Origin of the sequence: Flavobacterium gelatinilyticum (assembly GCF_027111295.1) — a bacterium.
In the GTDB taxonomy this organism is placed as follows: Bacteria; Bacteroidota; Bacteroidia; order Flavobacteriales; family Flavobacteriaceae; genus Flavobacterium; species Flavobacterium gelatinilyticum.
The window spans coordinates 1,914,889-1,930,915 of sequence record NZ_CP114287.1 but is presented as its reverse complement, the minus strand read 5'-3'; the positions used below and the strand labels follow the sequence as shown (position 1 = coordinate 1,930,915).

Sequence of the window (16,027 nt, the reverse complement as noted above, 5' to 3'; positions counted from 1 at the left end):
ATATAAAAGGTTGAAGTTAATTCAAACAAAAAGCACTCTAAAATTAATTAGAGTGCTTTTTTTATTATCAAGTAACGAAAAGTGAAAATTAATATCTTATAAAAATTCTCCGTGCTGAGAAATATCTAAACCTAGTTCTTCTTTCTCTTCAGAAACTCTTAGCGGTGTAATTTTGTTTACAATGAAAAACAATACATAAGAAGCCACAAAAGCGAAGATTGAAACAATTACCAAAGCAGTTAACTGGTTGATGAACAAAGTGGGAGTTCCAAAAATTAAACCTTGATTATCTCCAACAGCAGGATTGATTGCTTTTGATGCAAAAACACCTGTTAAAAGCATACCTACCATTCCACCTACACCGTGGCACGCAAATACATCAAGAGCATCGTCGATTTTTCCTTTAGGAAATTTACTCACTACAAGGTTACTCACAATTGCAGAGAATAAACCAATAAAGATGGCGTGAGAAATGCTTACGAAACCAGCAGCAGGTGTAATAGCTACAAGACCTACAACTGCGCCAATACAAGCACCAAGAGCAGATAATTTGTGACCTAAAATTTTATCAAGGAAAACCCAGGCCATTGCAGCAGCGGCAGCAGCAACAGTAGTTGTTCCTAAAGCCTGAGCAGCAAGTCCGTTTGCTCCTAAAGCAGAACCGGCGTTGAAACCAAACCATCCAAACCAAAGTAAACCTGTTCCAAGTAATACATACGTAATTCTTGCCGGATTTACTTTTTGAACTTTTCTTTTTCCTAAAAAGATTGCTCCTGCTAATGCAGCCCATCCTGCACTCATGTGAACTACAGTTCCTCCGGCAAAGTCAAGAACCCCCATTTTAAAGAAAACCCCGTCAGGATGCCATGTCATATGAGCAAGAGGAGTATATATCAATAATATAAATAAAACCATGAATAACAAATATGCCCAGAAACGTACACGTTCTGCAAAAGCACCTGTAATTAATGCAGGCGTAATGATGGCGAATTTTGCCTGAAACAATGCGAATAAAATAAACGGAATTGTTGGTGCAAGGCTCCATGCTGTATTGGTTCCAACTCCTTCAAAGAATAAATTATAAGACGGATTTCCAATAATTCCTCCAATAGTTGGTCCAAAAGCCAGTCCAAAAGCAACTACAGTCCATAGAATAGTAACAATTACCATTGCCATAAAACTCTGAAGCATAGTACTAATTACGTTTTTCTTTCCTACCATACCTCCGTAAAAAAATCCTAAACCTGGTGTCATTAACAATACAAATGCAGTGGCAACGATCATCCAGGCCGTATCTCCTGTGTCAAACTTTACAGCTTCTGCCGGAATTGGATTATCAGCAATGATAAAATTGGATATAAAGGTTAGGACTAAAATTGTGATAAGAATCACAGTTAAAATAATTTTTCGCATAGTTATTTAGTTTTAAAATTTTTGATAAAAGTATAAAATGATTTAATACCCCCTAAAAAAATAGGGGTGTATGTTTAATTTTTGTTAAAATTTAGAATTTAACCCCTTTAAATTTAAATGTGTTTCTTAAAACAAACTTAAAATTTACATTTTGGCAGCATTTTATTTCAGTAATTTTCAAAAAAGGATAGTTTTCCGGAATTTTTAGCAGTCTTTTTTGAGTTAAAAACTGCTGTTTAGTTCATAAAAAGATTTAATTGTTGCTTATGATGAAGTATATTTGATCTTTTTAACAATTTTTGTAATTAAAATTTAAGAATGAAAAATCATAAAGTTAAATGGGGAATTATAGGTCTGGGAAATATTGCACACCAATTTGCAGCAGATTTATTATTGATAGAAGATGCAGAATTAACAGCTGCAGCTTCGAGAGATCTTTATAAGGCTAATGAGTTTGCAGAAAAAATCAAAGCTGTAAAAGCCTATGATTCTTACGATTTACTTTTTAAGGACCCGGAAATTGATATAGTGTACATTGCCACACCACATAATTCACATGCCGAATTATCTATAAAGGCACTAGAAAACGGAAAACATGTTTTATGCGAAAAACCAATGTCGTTATCGTATAAAGATGCAGTTCGTATAATTGAAGCTTCTAAAAAACACAATATCTTTTTTATGGAGGCATTCTGGACACGTTTTATTCCATCTGTTCAGGATATTTTACAAAAAGTAAATCATGGCGCAATTGGAAATGTAAATTATATTAAAGCTGATTTTGCCTTTCACGGAAGTGAAACCGAAAACAAACGTCTTTTCGATAAAGAATTAGGAGGAGGGGCTTTATTTGATATTGGTGTTTATCCTTTATTTCTGTCTTATTTACTATTGGGATATCCAAAAGAAATTGCTGCAAAAGCTATTAAACATAAAAATGATATTGATTTGCAGACCTCTATGATATTGCAATACGAATCTGCTCAGGCAGTTTTGCATGCTTCTATTGTTTCAGAATCTGATATGAAAGCAACTATTGGAGGAACAGAAGGAAGAATAGAATTAAATGCACCCTGGTATGCAGCAGATGGTTACTCGTTATTTAAAAATGAAGAAAAAGAAGCTGCTTTCAGTTTACCAGCTTTAGGAAAAGGGTATTCTCATGAAATTATCGAATGTCATAAATGTATTTTGAATAATGAAATTGAGAGCAGACTTTGGTCGCACCAGAATTGTTTGGATTTGAGCAGAATAGTTGAAGAAATTAAAACTCAGATTGGACTGAAATTTTAAAACTTTACAAAAAGTAGTAAAATATTTACATTTAAATATTTTTTCATTAGTTTTAAAAACAATTAATGAAAGGAATATTATGTTAGTAAAAGTTTACGGAAGTGCTGTTTTTGGAGTGGAAGCAACAACCATTACAATCGAAGTGCACATGGATAAAGGGATTGGATATCATTTAGTTGGACTTCCGGATAATGCCATAAAAGAAAGCAGTTTTAGAATCGCTGCCGCTTTAAAGAATAACGGACTCAGTTTTCCAGGTAAAAAAATAACGATCAATATGGCGCCTGCCGACCTCAGAAAAGAAGGTTCAGCTTATGATTTACCTCTTGCAATGGGTATTTTGGTTGGTTCTGACCAGATAAAAGCTCCTGAAATCGAACAATATATTATTATGGGTGAACTTTCGCTTGATGGAAGTTTACAACCCATTCGCGGAGCGCTGCCTATTGCTATAAAGGCTAAGGAAGAAGGCTATAAAGGATTTTTTCTGCCAATTCAAAATGTAAAAGAAGCTGCAATAGTTGCCGGACTGGATGTTTACGGTGTTTCGAACCTTCAGGAAATAATTGATTTCTTTAAAGGGAAAGGCACCTTACAGCCAACGGCGATCGATACACGAGCCGAATTTTACAAAACACTTGATTTTCCAGAACATGATTTTTCAGATGTCCGCGGACAGGAAAGCATTAAACGCTGTATGGAAATCGCTGCCGCCGGGGGACATAATATTATTTTAATTGGTCCGCCCGGAGCAGGAAAAACCATGCTGGCCAAACGTGTTCCGAGTATTTTGCCTCCGATGACTTTACGTGAAGCTTTGGAAACAACTAAAATTCATAGCGTTGCGGGAAAATTGAAAGAAGTCGGGCTGATGAACCAGCGTCCGTTTAGGAGTCCGCATCATACTATTTCGAATGTGGCACTTGTAGGCGGAGGAAGTTATCCGCAGCCGGGAGAAATTTCGATGGCACACAATGGTGTTTTATTTTTGGATGAACTGCCGGAATTTAAAAGAGATGTTCTCGAAGTAATGCGTCAGCCGTTAGAAGATCGGGAAGTAACTATTTCGCGTGCTAAATTTACGGTTACATATCCTTCGTCATTTATGCTGGTGGCAAGTATGAACCCAAGTCCAAGCGGGTTTTTCAACGATCCGAGTATGCCTAATACTTCTTCGCCGCATGAAATGCAGCGTTATATGAGCAAAATTTCCGGTCCGCTTTTAGACCGAATCGATATTCATATTGAAGTAACGCCTGTTCCCTTCGAAAAACTGGCAGATGACCGAAAAGCGGAAAGCAGTGTAGAAATCCGTAAACGTGTCACGGCAGCAAGAGAGATTCAGACCAAGCGTTTTGGGGAAATTGAAAACATACATTACAATGCACAAATGAGCAGTAAGTTGATTCGTGAATTTTGTGCTTTGGATGAACAATCGAAAGAACTTCTGAAAAATGCGATGGAACGTTTGAATCTTTCGGCAAGAGCTTATGACAGAATCCTGAAAGTAGCACGCACGATTGCCGATTTAGATCATTCTGAAAATATAGTTTCGTATCATATTTCTGAGGCTATTCAATATAGAAGTTTGGATAGAGAAGGATGGCTGGGGTAATGTTTTAGTTTCAGGTTTCACGTTTAAAACTTGTTTAGCTCTATGCTTAATTAACGTGAAACCTAAAACTTGAAACCTGAAACTAAATCTGTATAAATTCTTCGATTCCTATTTCTTCCAGAAACAAATCATCATGCGAAACTACAATCAAAGTTCCCTGATATTCATTGATTGCAGCTGTCAGGATTTCGATATTCTGAATATCAAGATTGTTCGTTGGTTCATCCAAAATAATGATATCCGGCGCTTTTGTATTAATCGTTAAACAGCAAAGTAATAAACGCATTTTTTCGCCTCCGCTTAAAGCAATACACGGTTTATCCCAATCATTTTGAGAGAACAAAAACTTATTCAGTTTCATCTTTATGGTATGCTCCTCTAAACCCGAATCATTAAATTTCTGAACCTGATCATAGACGGTTAACTGATTTTCGATTAAAGAATAATCCTGATCGATATAAATTATTTTAGCTTCTGCTTTAGAAATTGTTCCTATTTTAGGTTCAATTTCTCCAGTGATCATTTTGATTAAAGTTGTTTTTCCAGAGCCGTTTAAGCCTTTTATGGCAATTCTTTGACCGCTTGTAATTTGAAGATTAAGAGGTTCTTTCCATATTAATTTATCTTCAAACGAATGATTAATACCTTTCGCTGTAAAAAGAATTTTGCCCTTATGTAAATTAGTTTTTTCAAAACCAAATTTCATTTTATCAATCTCTGGTAATGCCGAACGTAAATCTTGCAGGTCCTTTGAAATGCCGCCAATTTTTTCAGCATGAACACCTTTTACTTTGGCGGTGCTGTTTTCTGCATTATTTCGCAGCGTATTCATCATGATGCGGGAAACTCCTGCTTTCTTTTGTTTTTTCTCACCGCGGGAATCCAGTTTGTTTTGGCGTTCCAGGGTTTCGCGTTCTTTTTCTTTCGCTTTCCGAAGTGCTTTTTCTTTGTTCTGAATATCCTGACTCAAAGCATTGTTTTCGATTTGTTTCTGCTCTGCATAAAAATCGTAATTGCCGCCGTAAACACTGATTCCGTGTTTTGTAAGTTCTAAAACGGAGTTTAATAAATTCAGTAATTTTCGGTCATGACTCACTATAATTAAAGCTGCTGTTGTGCTTTTAATAAAATCATATAACAATTTTCGGCCGGCAGTATCTAAGTGATTACTTGGTTCGTCTAATAAAACCAATTCGGGCTGGTGAATAGAAATTCCTGCCAGAAAAACTTTTGTTTTTTGTCCGCCGCTAAGTGTTTCCAGTTTTTGATCCAGTTTTAAATCATTGAGCTGCCAGTAGTGTAAAGCTTCGTTGCAGCGATCTTCGATCGTCCAGTCGTCGTTTAGCGTATTAAGGTATTCTTCGGATACATTTCCGTTTAGAATTTGGCGAAAAGCATTCAGTTTATCCTCAACCTGTAAAGCCTCAGCAATAGTGAGATGATTAAACTGTCCAATGATTTGAGGTACACAATAAGGAACGGAATTTGCCTTAATTACACCTTCTGCTGGTTGCAATTCTCCGGCAATAATTTTTAATAAAGTTGATTTTCCAACTCCGTTATTGCCAATTAAAGCAGTTTTTTCGTGATTGTTAACTGTAAAAGTGACTGCGTCAAACAAAACTTCTTTGTTCGCATGCGCGTATGAGATATTCTGTAAAATAACCATAATTTCTTTCTTAAAGTAATAAACAAATATGCAAGCCGATTTTTTGGCTTACCTTAAAATTGTCCGAAAGAAATTTTTATTCACATAGAGATTGTGTGGTTTGTTTAATGATGCAAAGATATAAAATTATTTTTTTACGATTTTACGAATGCAGATAAGTGAAGTAAAAAATAAAAAGGTCAGGGCAAAAAACATTCGTTTTAATGATCAATAAAAGTGATTATTAAACGTAAATGCAAATTTAATTACAGCTTGCTTTTTTTACCCGGACCTTTTTATGTTATCAAATAATTATTTTGTATTCCCGGCAAAAATCTCATCCAGACCTTCCATTGCGATTGTAAAGCCTTCTTTAAAGCCCATTTCGATAATCATTTCGAGATCAGAAAGTTTTTCATGTTTGATGATTACATCAACAAAAGTAGAATTGTCTTTTTCTGAAAAAGTTACATCCCAGTCAGAACGAGGAAAATCCTCGTTTAAATTTCCTTCGCTGTCGCAGAAAGCATCGAGCCATTTAAAATTTGTTTTCGGACTTATCGAAGTATAATCGGCAAGTGCCCAGTGTTCTTCGCCTTCTGGTCCAACCATAGCATAAAGTCTTCTGCCGCCCTCTTTAAATTCCATGCTTTTAGTTCTTGATTTCCACGGAGCCGGCGCCCACCATTGGTCGAGAATTTCAGTTTCTGTCCATGCAGACCAAACGTTCGATAATGGCGCGCTGAATTCACGTTTTACATTTACAGTATTATTTTCTTTGTCTACAGTAAAATTCATTAACAAATTTGATTTCATTTTCTTTAGATTTTTTAGTCGTTAATATTTTTTTTAATTGTTTAATAACGTGTGTTTTACTTTCTTGTTTCAAAAATTTTATCCAAACTTTCCATAGCAGCGGTAAATCCTTGTTTGAAACCCATTTCGACGATCTTTTCCAATTCTTCCAGACTGTCTCTTCTAATAACGATGTCGACAAAAGTTGAGTCTCCCTGCTCAGAGAAAGAAATGTCCCAGTAAGAACTTCCAAATTCAGAATTTGGATTTCCATCGGCATCACAAAAAGTAGCAGCGTATTTGAAATTTGTTTTAGGAGAAATCGAAGAATAATCAAAAGTACTCCAACGCTCAACACCGTCAGGAGCAATCATGGCGTATAATCTTCTGCCTCCTTCTTTAAATTCCATACTTTTGGTTTTGGATTTCATAGGAGCCGGCGCCCACCACAGATCCAGAATTTCGGCTTCGGTCCAGGCAGACCAGACATTCGACAATGAGGCGTTAAATTCGCGTTTTACATTCACGGTTTTATTTTCCTTATCTATGGAAAAATTCATTAATAGATTAGATTTCATTTTCTTTAGATTTTAAATTCAATAATACTTTATCTAATTGACTAAATCGGCTTTCCCATATTTTCTTAAATTGTTCGAGCCAGTGATCTATTTCTTTCATTTTATCGATTTTTAGCTGATAATAAATTTCTCTGCCCACTTTTTTTTCTTCCAGTAAATCACATTCATTTAATATTTTGATGTGTTTAGAAACCGCCTGTCTGGTGGTGTCAAATTCTTCTGCAATAGCATTTGGTGTCAATGCAGTTGAAGAAACCAATACCAGAATGGCTCTTCGGGTCGGATCGGCAATGGCCTGAAAAATATCTCGTTTCATTTTAAGTAAAAATAATAAGCAACTAATCAGTTGCAAATATACGCAACTTTTTGGTTGCGCAATAAATAATTCTATATTTTTTTGATAGTGAGTTAAATAAATAAAAAAAGACGCATTTTTTGAATGCGTCTTTCAAATATTAAATTATGTTTTTAAGTGTTTGATTGTTTGTGTTTTATCTGAATTTATTTCGGACAATAATATCTTTCAGCTTCGCTTTTAAATCTTCTCCCGTATCAAAAACCATTTGTTCATTGTTCGGGAAAGGAACGGCACGTTTGTCAAAATACCCCAGATAATTATCATCGCAGGCACCTCTGTTTCCTTTGTAAGTCGAATAAATATTCTCAAAAACAAACTCGCTGCTAACCGGGAAAGTCTGCACTAACTGATTCGTTTTCAAATCTACATAATCTACTTTAGCCGTTACCTGACATGATTTAAACTGTCTGTATTCGTATACATTAGCGCGAAGCAATTTATAATTATCAACCTTAATTTCTTTACCCAGACTGTCTTTTACAGGTCTTCCGCGACTGTCAAGAAGTGTTTTTACACCGTCTTTCACCTGTTTTTCTTTTATAAATTCTTTCTCCTTTATCTGCTCAGGCGAAATCAGAATTTGTCTGAAACTGATAATCAGGCTGTAATCGTAGGAAACATTTTTTTGTTTTACGTTATGATATACGGTCCATTTATCATCTAATCCGTAGGTTTTAAAGTCCAGTAAATCGTCCTGCAAAACTTTAGGAATCACCGTTTCGGTTTCGTTTTTGGCGTATACATCAACAAAGTCAGTTCCTTTAAACTGTGCTTCATCCATCAGTTTTTGGGTGTTTTTATAATTCGGACTAAGACTTGCCAAATAAGCAAAATCATCATAGGCTTTTCTGAAATCCATTTTGTTTTTTGATTTCATTAAGGCAGAAGCATTCTCATATAAATATTTGGTAAGTGCTATTTTACTGCTCACAATTCTGTCCGAATAATTATCAAACGGAAACGAGGCATTTTTTCCCAGTTTTAATAAAGGCAGAGGCAGTAAAGGACTAATTTTTTCCTGACGGTTATTCAGTTGTAAATACGTATTATAAACACGTTCAGCATTAGCCGGATTGGCTTCTTTAATCATCAGTTCAAGACTGCGTAAATCCCTGTCCTTTGCTTTTGCAAATGCTTCTTCAAGCAGATATACATAATCTTGTTTTCCTTTAGAATCTTTTTTTGTTCGCAAAGCTTCGACCGCGCGGTTAATAGCACCGTCGTAATCACCATCATTTAAAAGTGACTGTGTGGTCTTTACGCCGCATGACGAAAGGACCAAAAAAAGTATAGAAAATAGTAAAGTAGTTTTTTGCATAGTAGTCACTTTTTGAAGGTGTAAATATATCCTTTTTAACTTTCAACAACTATGCCTTTTTTAAAATTATTATGCAGCAGGCGAGACGTTTTCAAAACACCTTTAGTCCCGCTTTTGCCTTTATCTTTTATGGTCCCCGATATTGGGACCACAAAAGGATACCGGCTCTATCGGGGCTGGATTAGAAGTTTGTTTTTTATAAGAAATGAAAAACAGACTAGAGAAGAAAATCTTTTAATCTTCCCATTTTTCAATTACATTATCATCCCATAATTTTTGGGCAAACTCTTTAAATACTTTTGGTCCTTTTTTAAAGTTTTCATCAAACTTAAATTCACCGCCTATGTATTGTTCTGTGCCATTATCGCCAATCCCCACAGCGACCTTATTTTCCCCGCGCATAGCATATTTGGTGCTCCCTTCGTACATAATAATTTTCATCTCAGATGGGCTCACATCGCCATGACAGGCGGTTTTGTACATCAGCCAGATTTCGGCGATTCCGTTGTTGTTATTATCAGTGACCTGAAGGGTGTTTTTAACAAACGAAGCAATAATATCTACCGGACAGTCCGAAACATAATCGTAAACCTTCCAGCTTTGTTTTGCTTCATTTCCGGAAATAATGTAGTGATAAGCAAACAATTCAGCATCTGAACCATCAGACTCATGAGCGAATTTCTTGTTAATATGATAACCCGTTTCAGTAATAATTACAATATGATCACCGGCTTTGTCTTTCCACTTAAGGGCATTTTTTACAAAACCTTCGTATTTTATAGATTTAGGAAATTGTGTCGAATCGATTTTTTCAACCTTTAAAACAAATGGTTCATCATTTGAAGTTTGTTCGGTTTGGGCAGTGGTTTTTATTTCTTCTTTTTTGTCGTCTTTACAGCTTGCAAAAAGAGTAATAACCAATAATAGTATTGAAATTTTTTTCATGAAAGGCGTATATAAATTTAATGGGAAAGTAATTTTTTAAGCAGCACAATTTGTCCTAAATGATAATAACTGTGTTCGATCATACAGTCGATATTTCTTCTGTAAGTACCGTATTTTTCGTCAACGAAAGATTCATTTAGTTTTTCATCGGGCATTTGTTCAATGAGTGAAGCAAATTCTTCAGAATCATTCCAGAATTTAGTCAGGAAATTTTCCCATTCATCCTGGGATTGAATAGGAAGGAAGTCGAAACTGAATTTGTCTTTTATATCAAGCGGACCGCCTTTAAAAACCAGATTAAGTCCGTTAATGTAATAATGAATATGCTGCGCGAGAACTGCAATTGTGTTTAAGTTTTGAATAGGAGTAACGGCCGTTTTCCAATCCAGATTTTCGAGCTGGAGTTTGTAATTGGTGTTGGCGACCCAGGTTCCGTTAAGGATAATTTCTCTAAAACGACTTGCAATTTCTACTGTACTTTTCATATTCAGAATAATTTAGAAGTTCATTATTTCAATTTTATTCCTGCTGAATCCAGTTGTATTTTCCGTCTTTCAGGTAAATAATACCGCCCCCGCAGCTTTCTTCGGCGTGAATAAAGATTCCATCATTTGGAAGTTTTATTTTGTCTTCTTCTTTTATATCTTCTTCACCAATAATTTCGCCGTCTTCGTTTACATTATTAAAGTAAATTTCGTTTTTTGGTGCTTTTTCAAAAATGCCTGCCCAGTCAATTTCATCAAATCCCTGCTGCAGGATATCATTTCCAAAACCGAGATAATCAGTTCTTTTTCCGTTTCCGTATGTAATTTTTAAACCGCTTTTCTGGTTTTTTGTGCTTCTTGCAATTTCTACAGTTTCGTCTAACTGATCTCCGTCAAGATCACATAAAATTTTGTTGGTTTTGTGTTTTGTTGAAATGGTAATAGTATCTGTTTCCTGGGTTTTTGGTTCTTCTTTTACTGAAACCTTAACAGTATCTTTTGTTGTGACCTGCAAAGTTTCGATTTCTGTTTTTGTTTCTTTTTTACACGAAATAGCAATTACAGATAACGCAAGTAGAATTTTAGTTTTCATAATAATGATTTTGGCTGATAAAAATTTTAAGAACGTAAATATAGATAATTACTTACCAAATCACATCAATTTATTGATTTGTGAACTTATTTTCGATATTAATGCCATTATGTTCGATTTTAAGTATCCAGAAAGCATATTTGGTATATTCGATTTCGACTGTATCGTGGGTATTTATAGCATCAAAGGCTTTTTTTTTGATCTCATAACTTTTAATATCTTCCGAATTAAAATCAATATAATAGGAGTAACTGTTGCCGCTGTTTTTACTTTGGTGTTTTTTGATTACTGTAAATTGATCAATCACTTTAATCTGCTGCTGAATATCTTTTTGTGCTATGTTGAATTTTGTGACCACATCTATAAAAAGTGCTATGGTAATAATTACAAAAGCGATTGTAAATACAATAAGGAACAGCGAGAATTCATCAGTAATTGAAAGCCATAGTAAAAAGGAGGTAATAGCAGCAAACCCAAACAAAAAAAGTACTGATTTGATATTTTTATGTTTTACGATTTTAACTTCTGCATCATTCATTGGGGCTTCTGTGGAGGTCATTTTTTAAATATTTTTGGGGATTATTAATGTAACAGTATATTTTATTAATTGTCTTTTTTGTAAATTAAATGTATCGCAGCCACCAATGCTGTTTTTGGGCTTTATATTTTCCAAACCATGCCGAAGGTTTGTAAAGTAAAGCCACAACAAAAATCCATATTAAATAAATTGACCAAAGAGGCAGGCCGCTTTCTAAGCCTTTTGGTCTTCCAAAAGTTCCAGATGCAAATTCGAATTGTGACCAGCTGAAACCTTGTGCAAAAAGCAGAATAAGTGTTAAAATATGAATGACATAAAAGTGTACAACGAAATAAAACAAAGGAACTCTGCCGTAAACTAAAGTTACTTTTTTGATTTGGCTTTGGAATTGTTCTGCAATGGAAAGCAGTAAAAACATTATTCCTAAAGTTACGAGACAAAAGAGGAGCGAAGGCGGATATTTGGTAACATTTATAAATGATAAAAATGTAAAAACCGAATCTTTCTGCGAAGTCCACAAAGCAGGATCACCGTAAATATTAATAAATCGGATGATGACAAAAAGAACTAAGGAACTTAGCCCCATTTTGATAAATATTCTTTTTCTTTTTTCTGAATCGAATTCAAAGAACCTTCCCGCGGCAAAACCGGTAAGCATGATGCCAAGCCACGGAATTGGCGGATATCCCATTACAAATACTCTTCCGGAAAACGGAATTGCTGCCGGACTAAAAAATGGCGATAAAATCACTTTTAAAACCGAATTTTCGGCAAAAGGAATGAGAGGTAAAAGATTGTGGCAGAAGATGATTACCAAGCCGATAATTCCAAGAGTTTGAGAACGTATGTTAAGAAGTAATCCCAAAACAACAAACCCGAAACCTATTGCGGCTATGACCTCAAATAAAAGGGTGTGAAAACCAATATCAAAAAAGAGCCCCAAATTGATAATTGTAAATTCGAGCACGATTAGAAACAGACCTCTTTTTATTAAATGCGATCTTTTTTCGGATACATTATTCTTGCTTTGCAGTGAAAGATATACCGAAGTTCCGGCCAGAAAAACAAAAATAGGCGCACATAAATGTGTAATCCAGCGCGTAAAAAACAACAAAGGAGCAGTAGTTGTTAAATCGGTTGGACTTTGAGTGATAGAATCGACATGCATCAAATCCCGAACATGATCCAATGCCATAATAATCATTACGATGCCCCGGACTATGTCGATGGATGGTTGTCGTTTCATGGTTTTGATTCTTAAATGCTTAGAGTAAAACTAATGAATTATTTTGTAAGTATTTGTAATCAATTTTCATATTTGAGATTTTAAAATTCTATAAAGTCAAAATGAATTGTCTCAAGCTTTAACTGGAGGTCAGCATGAAGTAAAAAAGAAAAAGGCTTTAGCCAAAATTTATTGATTTGGCTAAAGCCCATTCCGGACTAATTTTTTAACCTTTAGCTAAAACTGAAGGTAATTGATATTATTGCTTTCTAATTTTTACCTGATACACAATTTCCCAGAAAATAATCGAGAAAACCGCATTAGCAAAAATGGCAGTTTTAACCTGATACGGATCATAATCTATAAATAAATGCAGATTTGTAAATTGTAAAGCCAGAAACAGGGCTAAAGCAGCAATTCCGGCTGAAAAGATTATATTTAAAAGAGGCTTCCATTTTAAACCTAAAAAGGCGTAAATAAGATTTAGAACCCCAAAACCACAGCCCAGAGTTATGTAAGGATCTGTTTTTAAGATTTCGCCCAGCGAAAGTAAAAAATGTGTTGAAGTGAGATATAAAAAGAAAAGAATTGAATAGAACAGGAAGCGTATTTGAGGTTTCATTTTGTACTATTTAAGATGGAGTTTTTAATAACGAATATACCATTAAAAGTTGAATGCTCTGCAGCGCCGGGAAGACTTTGCAGAGCATTGGTTTTTAGTTTATTTTTATTTTGTATGATCGGGTTGTGGTGTCTCCACATAAATTATCACCTATTTCCTCATCATAATCAATTGGCTCGACTGTTATTGTAACCTTAAATTCGTAGGTGCCCGAAGCAACAGGAACTCCTTTTAAGTTTATTATTCTATTATCGATAACGCCGTAATTTATACCCTTAGGAAGTCCATCGATTGAAAGCGAGGAGATCATATAATTGCTGACGTTTTCATTTTTTATTTCAAAAGCGATATTCTCATTATAATCTGTAGACACAGCACCATTTCTTAATTCTTTGGCAATTAGATTTGGGCTTCTTCCAAGAATACAATCTGCTGTTTTTTCGCAGTTTGTCAACAAGAGCAGGGTAAAAAATAAAAGAACAATTTTAGAGAATTTGTGTTTTTTCATGTTTAATTCTTTATTGTAAAATTGCTTCGACTTTAGTTTCAGATTTTTCTTTTAGAGGACTGTCTGCATGCAGACTCCAAATAACCAGGAATCTTCCTTTTGCAATATATTCTTCCGGATGTTCATCTGTTGGCTGGCCTTCTTTTCCCCAAAGTAATCCCTGAAGGAAGCGGTCGCCTTTAAAAACATGATCAAATTCAAAATACATAATAGAGCCGCGGTCTGCTTTACTTTTAAAACTCTGAATGGCTTTACTTTTTACCGTTCCCACAATATTACTGTAGGTTTCGATATCATTATAAAAAGTGCAGGCTTGAGGCGTAATACAAACATTACCGTCGCTTACCATATAACCGCCTTTAGGGATTTCTTTTGGCTTTAGTTTTAAATCAGCAATGGTTTGACTGAACAAATTGGTTGTAAATAGTAGGAGCAGAGTTGATAGGGTAATTGTAAATTTCATTTGTTTTGGGAATTATTACATATTAGATTTGGTTTTACAAAAAAAGCACAAAATCATAAGATATTTGTGCTTTTGCAGAATTTTATTATTGAGGAAATTATTTTCCGTTTAATAATTTCTCTAAATATTCATTTTTGTCTTTTTCAGCCTGAACCAAACGTTCGTAAAGTTCAACAACTTTATCAAGTGGGTTGAAAGTGCAAGAATTATTATTTCCTCCAAAGAAGTTCCCATGACTTTCATGAAATGTATTAAAATAATTAAAAATATTTTCCTCTGAAAAATTTTCAATCGCTTCTACAGTTACTCCAAGTACTTGTGCAATTTTTTCAAGTTTTTCTTTATCAACAGTTTCGCTTCCTTCAATGCTGGAAATAGTCTGTTGGCTTAAGCCAATTTCATACGCCAATGCATCCTGCTTCATACCTTTAAGTTCTCTAATTCGGCTGATATTTCTACCGATATGTCTTGGTTTTGTTGTTGTGCTCATATTTCAAAGGTATTTATTTTTTTCTGAAAAAATAGAGGTTGGTGAAAAACATGGGTTTTTAGTAAGTTACTATTTTGAATAAAACAAAAATACGTTTTTTCTTATGTAAATAAGTACGAAGCTTAACTTTCTTAGAATTGATAGCGTGGATTACGAATCTGTGCTATCGGGTATCGCTCTTGCAAGCAATGAATTATATTTATAATTTTAAGCTGTTAATTCTTTCTCGATTTTTTCGAATAAATTTAGAAAGTTTTGTATTTCAGGTTCAATAAAAAGAAGATTATCATTCGCTATAATAGTTCCCGAATCTAAATTTAATTTGTGCAGAGAAATTTTAGAAAATAAATCACATACTTTTAATTGACCGATTAATAATATTTCATTTGCTTTCAAATTACTATCAAGTTTGAGAATTTCTTCACATATTGGTTGGATTTCATTTTTAAGTCTATTTGTGCGTTCGATCCAGTTTTTTTCATTGGCTCTAGTACTATTTAAAGGAGTACATTTTGCTAAAAGTTCAATTTCTGAAATTGATGGATAATAATCTTTAATTATTCCGGTTTCACTAGGCCAGTTAATTTGTTCTCTATTTGATACAGATGCGATGAAGTATAATTCAGAAAGCCATACCTCCTTTAATGATTTAAGTTTTTCTAAATGAGAGATTAATAGAGGTGAAATATGACTTCTTTTTTTATTCTCTTTTAAATGAACTGCGAAAAAGTAAAAAATAATAGATGCCATTATAGAGTAACATATTTTTAAAATTATCAGACCTATAACGTAACCTCCATTGATTATTTCTGGAATATCAATTAAGTAAGATTCCATAAATATAATAATACTTATACTTATAGAAAATAGCAAATAGAGGTCTTTACGAAAGTTTTTTAAATTTTTAATCATATATGGTTAAAGTTAGATAACTATGAAGGATAAAAATAGTTTTTTTTATTCTTCATAGTTAAGTAATAATATAAAAACGTATCATTTCTAAGAAGGAGAAAGGTTTGTAAGAAACTCTACAAAGATTGGATTCTCGTTGAGGAACTACTCGCTGAGATTTCTCCTTACGTCGAAATGACAAACTTTGTGGTTACTTTTTGTGGGCTTCTCCCGAAGTTTTGTGATCGCT

General features: G+C 34.3%; 18 protein-coding genes. 2 read left to right on the top strand and 16 right to left on the bottom strand.

Annotation, left to right across the window (positions count from 1 at the left end; all coding sequences use genetic code 11):
- Positions 1-96: 96 nt before the first annotated feature.
- Complete coding sequence (locus OZP11_RS08350) at positions 97-1,413, bottom strand: ammonium transporter (RefSeq protein ID WP_281234763.1); 1,317 nt, start codon at positions 1,411-1,413, stop codon at positions 97-99.
- 318 nt (positions 1,414-1,731) lie between these two features.
- Between OZP11_RS08350 and OZP11_RS08345 the strand changes: the two genes are divergently transcribed.
- Both OZP11_RS08345 and OZP11_RS08340 read left to right on the top strand, forming a co-directional pair.
- Entirely contained in the window at positions 1,732-2,706 is a 975-nt protein-coding gene (locus OZP11_RS08345) for a Gfo/Idh/MocA family protein (RefSeq protein ID WP_281234762.1), read from the top strand.
- Positions 2,707-2,785: 79 nt separating this feature from the next.
- Complete coding sequence (locus OZP11_RS08340; RefSeq protein ID WP_281234761.1) at positions 2,786-4,321, top strand: YifB family Mg chelatase-like AAA ATPase; 1,536 nt, start codon at positions 2,786-2,788, stop codon at positions 4,319-4,321.
- A gap of 82 nt (positions 4,322-4,403) precedes the next feature.
- On the opposite strand, the gene abc-f is transcribed toward OZP11_RS08340, so the two are convergent.
- The 15 genes from abc-f to OZP11_RS08265 form a co-directional block, all read right to left on the bottom strand.
- Positions 4,404-5,990, bottom strand: a complete 1,587-nt coding sequence (gene abc-f / locus OZP11_RS08335) for a ribosomal protection-like ABC-F family protein (protein WP_281234760.1) — start codon at positions 5,988-5,990, stop codon at positions 4,404-4,406.
- Between the two features lie 291 nt (positions 5,991-6,281).
- Entirely contained in the window at positions 6,282-6,785 is a 504-nt protein-coding gene (locus OZP11_RS08330) for an SRPBCC family protein (RefSeq protein WP_281234759.1), read from the bottom strand.
- A 56-nt stretch (positions 6,786-6,841) separates the two neighbouring features.
- Complete coding sequence (locus OZP11_RS08325; protein ID WP_281234758.1) at positions 6,842-7,342, bottom strand: SRPBCC family protein; 501 nt, start codon at positions 7,340-7,342, stop codon at positions 6,842-6,844.
- Positions 7,332-7,658 carry an ArsR/SmtB family transcription factor gene (locus tag OZP11_RS08320; RefSeq protein WP_281234757.1) on the bottom strand — a complete coding sequence of 109 codons (327 nt, stop codon included), beginning with the start codon at positions 7,656-7,658 and terminating at the stop codon, positions 7,332-7,334. Before OZP11_RS08320 ends, OZP11_RS08325 begins: the two co-directional genes overlap by 11 nt.
- A gap of 175 nt (positions 7,659-7,833) precedes the next feature.
- On the bottom strand, positions 7,834-9,018 hold the full coding sequence (locus OZP11_RS08315) for a hypothetical protein (protein ID WP_281234756.1): 1,185 nt from the start codon (positions 9,016-9,018) through the stop codon (positions 7,834-7,836).
- A 234-nt stretch (positions 9,019-9,252) separates the two neighbouring features.
- On the bottom strand, positions 9,253-9,963 hold the full coding sequence (locus OZP11_RS08310) for a M949_RS01915 family surface polysaccharide biosynthesis protein (protein WP_281234755.1): 711 nt from the start codon (positions 9,961-9,963) through the stop codon (positions 9,253-9,255).
- A 17-nt stretch (positions 9,964-9,980) separates the two neighbouring features.
- Positions 9,981-10,448 (bottom strand): DinB family protein, encoded by a 468-nt coding sequence (locus OZP11_RS08305; RefSeq protein ID WP_281234754.1) that lies wholly within the window; start codon positions 10,446-10,448, stop codon positions 9,981-9,983.
- Positions 10,449-10,482: 34 nt separating this feature from the next.
- Positions 10,483-11,040: a hypothetical protein gene (locus tag OZP11_RS08300; protein ID WP_281234753.1), complete on the bottom strand. Its 558-nt coding sequence runs from the start codon at positions 11,038-11,040 to the stop codon at positions 10,483-10,485.
- 70 nt (positions 11,041-11,110) lie between these two features.
- Positions 11,111-11,599 (bottom strand): hypothetical protein, encoded by a 489-nt coding sequence (locus OZP11_RS08295; protein WP_281234752.1) that lies wholly within the window; start codon positions 11,597-11,599, stop codon positions 11,111-11,113.
- 64 nt (positions 11,600-11,663) lie between these two features.
- A complete protein-coding gene (locus tag OZP11_RS08290; protein ID WP_281234751.1) occupies positions 11,664-12,824 on the bottom strand; it encodes an acetyltransferase domain-containing protein in 1,161 nt (386 codons plus the stop codon).
- A 238-nt stretch (positions 12,825-13,062) separates the two neighbouring features.
- The gene (locus tag OZP11_RS08285) at positions 13,063-13,425 is read right to left on the bottom strand and encodes a hypothetical protein (protein WP_281234750.1); all 363 of its coding nucleotides are present in this window, start codon (positions 13,423-13,425) and stop codon (positions 13,063-13,065) included.
- Between the two features lie 94 nt (positions 13,426-13,519).
- The gene (locus OZP11_RS08280) at positions 13,520-13,933 is read right to left on the bottom strand and encodes a hypothetical protein (protein ID WP_281234749.1); all 414 of its coding nucleotides are present in this window, start codon (positions 13,931-13,933) and stop codon (positions 13,520-13,522) included.
- A gap of 10 nt (positions 13,934-13,943) precedes the next feature.
- On the bottom strand, positions 13,944-14,396 hold the full coding sequence (locus OZP11_RS08275; protein WP_281234748.1) for a hypothetical protein: 453 nt from the start codon (positions 14,394-14,396) through the stop codon (positions 13,944-13,946).
- A 97-nt stretch (positions 14,397-14,493) separates the two neighbouring features.
- A complete protein-coding gene (locus tag OZP11_RS08270) occupies positions 14,494-14,886 on the bottom strand; it encodes a helix-turn-helix domain-containing protein (protein ID WP_281234747.1) in 393 nt (130 codons plus the stop codon).
- Between the two features lie 207 nt (positions 14,887-15,093).
- On the bottom strand, positions 15,094-15,798 hold the full coding sequence (locus tag OZP11_RS08265; protein WP_281234746.1) for a hypothetical protein: 705 nt from the start codon (positions 15,796-15,798) through the stop codon (positions 15,094-15,096).
- Between the last annotated feature and the right edge of the window lie 229 nt (positions 15,799-16,027).

Bases quoted from the DNA above. Each gene is read 5' to 3' on its own strand.
- OZP11_RS08275 (WP_281234748.1), bottom strand. From the start codon at position 14,396: ATGAAATTTACAATTACCCTATCAACTCTGCTCCTACTATTTACAACC.
- OZP11_RS08280 (WP_281234749.1), bottom strand. From the start codon at position 13,933: ATGAAAAAACACAAATTCTCTAAAATTGTTCTTTTATTTTTTACCCTG.
- OZP11_RS08320 (WP_281234757.1), bottom strand. From the start codon at position 7,658: ATGAAACGAGATATTTTTCAGGCCATTGCCGATCCGACCCGAAGAGCC.
- OZP11_RS08285 (WP_281234750.1), bottom strand. From the start codon at position 13,425: ATGAAACCTCAAATACGCTTCCTGTTCTATTCAATTCTTTTCTTTTTA.
- OZP11_RS08265 (WP_281234746.1), bottom strand. From the start codon at position 15,798: ATGATTAAAAATTTAAAAAACTTTCGTAAAGACCTCTATTTGCTATTT.
- OZP11_RS08270 (WP_281234747.1), bottom strand. From the start codon at position 14,886: ATGAGCACAACAACAAAACCAAGACATATCGGTAGAAATATCAGCCGA.
- OZP11_RS08325 (WP_281234758.1), bottom strand. From the start codon at position 7,342: ATGAAATCTAATCTATTAATGAATTTTTCCATAGATAAGGAAAATAAA.
- OZP11_RS08300 (WP_281234753.1), bottom strand. From the start codon at position 11,040: ATGAAAACTAAAATTCTACTTGCGTTATCTGTAATTGCTATTTCGTGT.
- OZP11_RS08315 (WP_281234756.1), bottom strand. From the start codon at position 9,018: ATGCAAAAAACTACTTTACTATTTTCTATACTTTTTTTGGTCCTTTCG.
- abc-f (WP_281234760.1), bottom strand. From the start codon at position 5,990: ATGGTTATTTTACAGAATATCTCATACGCGCATGCGAACAAAGAAGTT.
- OZP11_RS08350 (WP_281234763.1), bottom strand. From the start codon at position 1,413: ATGCGAAAAATTATTTTAACTGTGATTCTTATCACAATTTTAGTCCTA.
- OZP11_RS08345 (WP_281234762.1), top strand. From the start codon at position 1,732: ATGAAAAATCATAAAGTTAAATGGGGAATTATAGGTCTGGGAAATATT.
- OZP11_RS08305 (WP_281234754.1), bottom strand. From the start codon at position 10,448: ATGAAAAGTACAGTAGAAATTGCAAGTCGTTTTAGAGAAATTATCCTT.
- OZP11_RS08295 (WP_281234752.1), bottom strand. From the start codon at position 11,599: ATGACCTCCACAGAAGCCCCAATGAATGATGCAGAAGTTAAAATCGTA.
- OZP11_RS08310 (WP_281234755.1), bottom strand. From the start codon at position 9,963: ATGAAAAAAATTTCAATACTATTATTGGTTATTACTCTTTTTGCAAGC.
- OZP11_RS08340 (WP_281234761.1), top strand. From the start codon at position 2,786: ATGTTAGTAAAAGTTTACGGAAGTGCTGTTTTTGGAGTGGAAGCAACA.
- OZP11_RS08290 (WP_281234751.1), bottom strand. From the start codon at position 12,824: ATGAAACGACAACCATCCATCGACATAGTCCGGGGCATCGTAATGATT.
- OZP11_RS08330 (WP_281234759.1), bottom strand. From the start codon at position 6,785: ATGAAATCAAATTTGTTAATGAATTTTACTGTAGACAAAGAAAATAAT.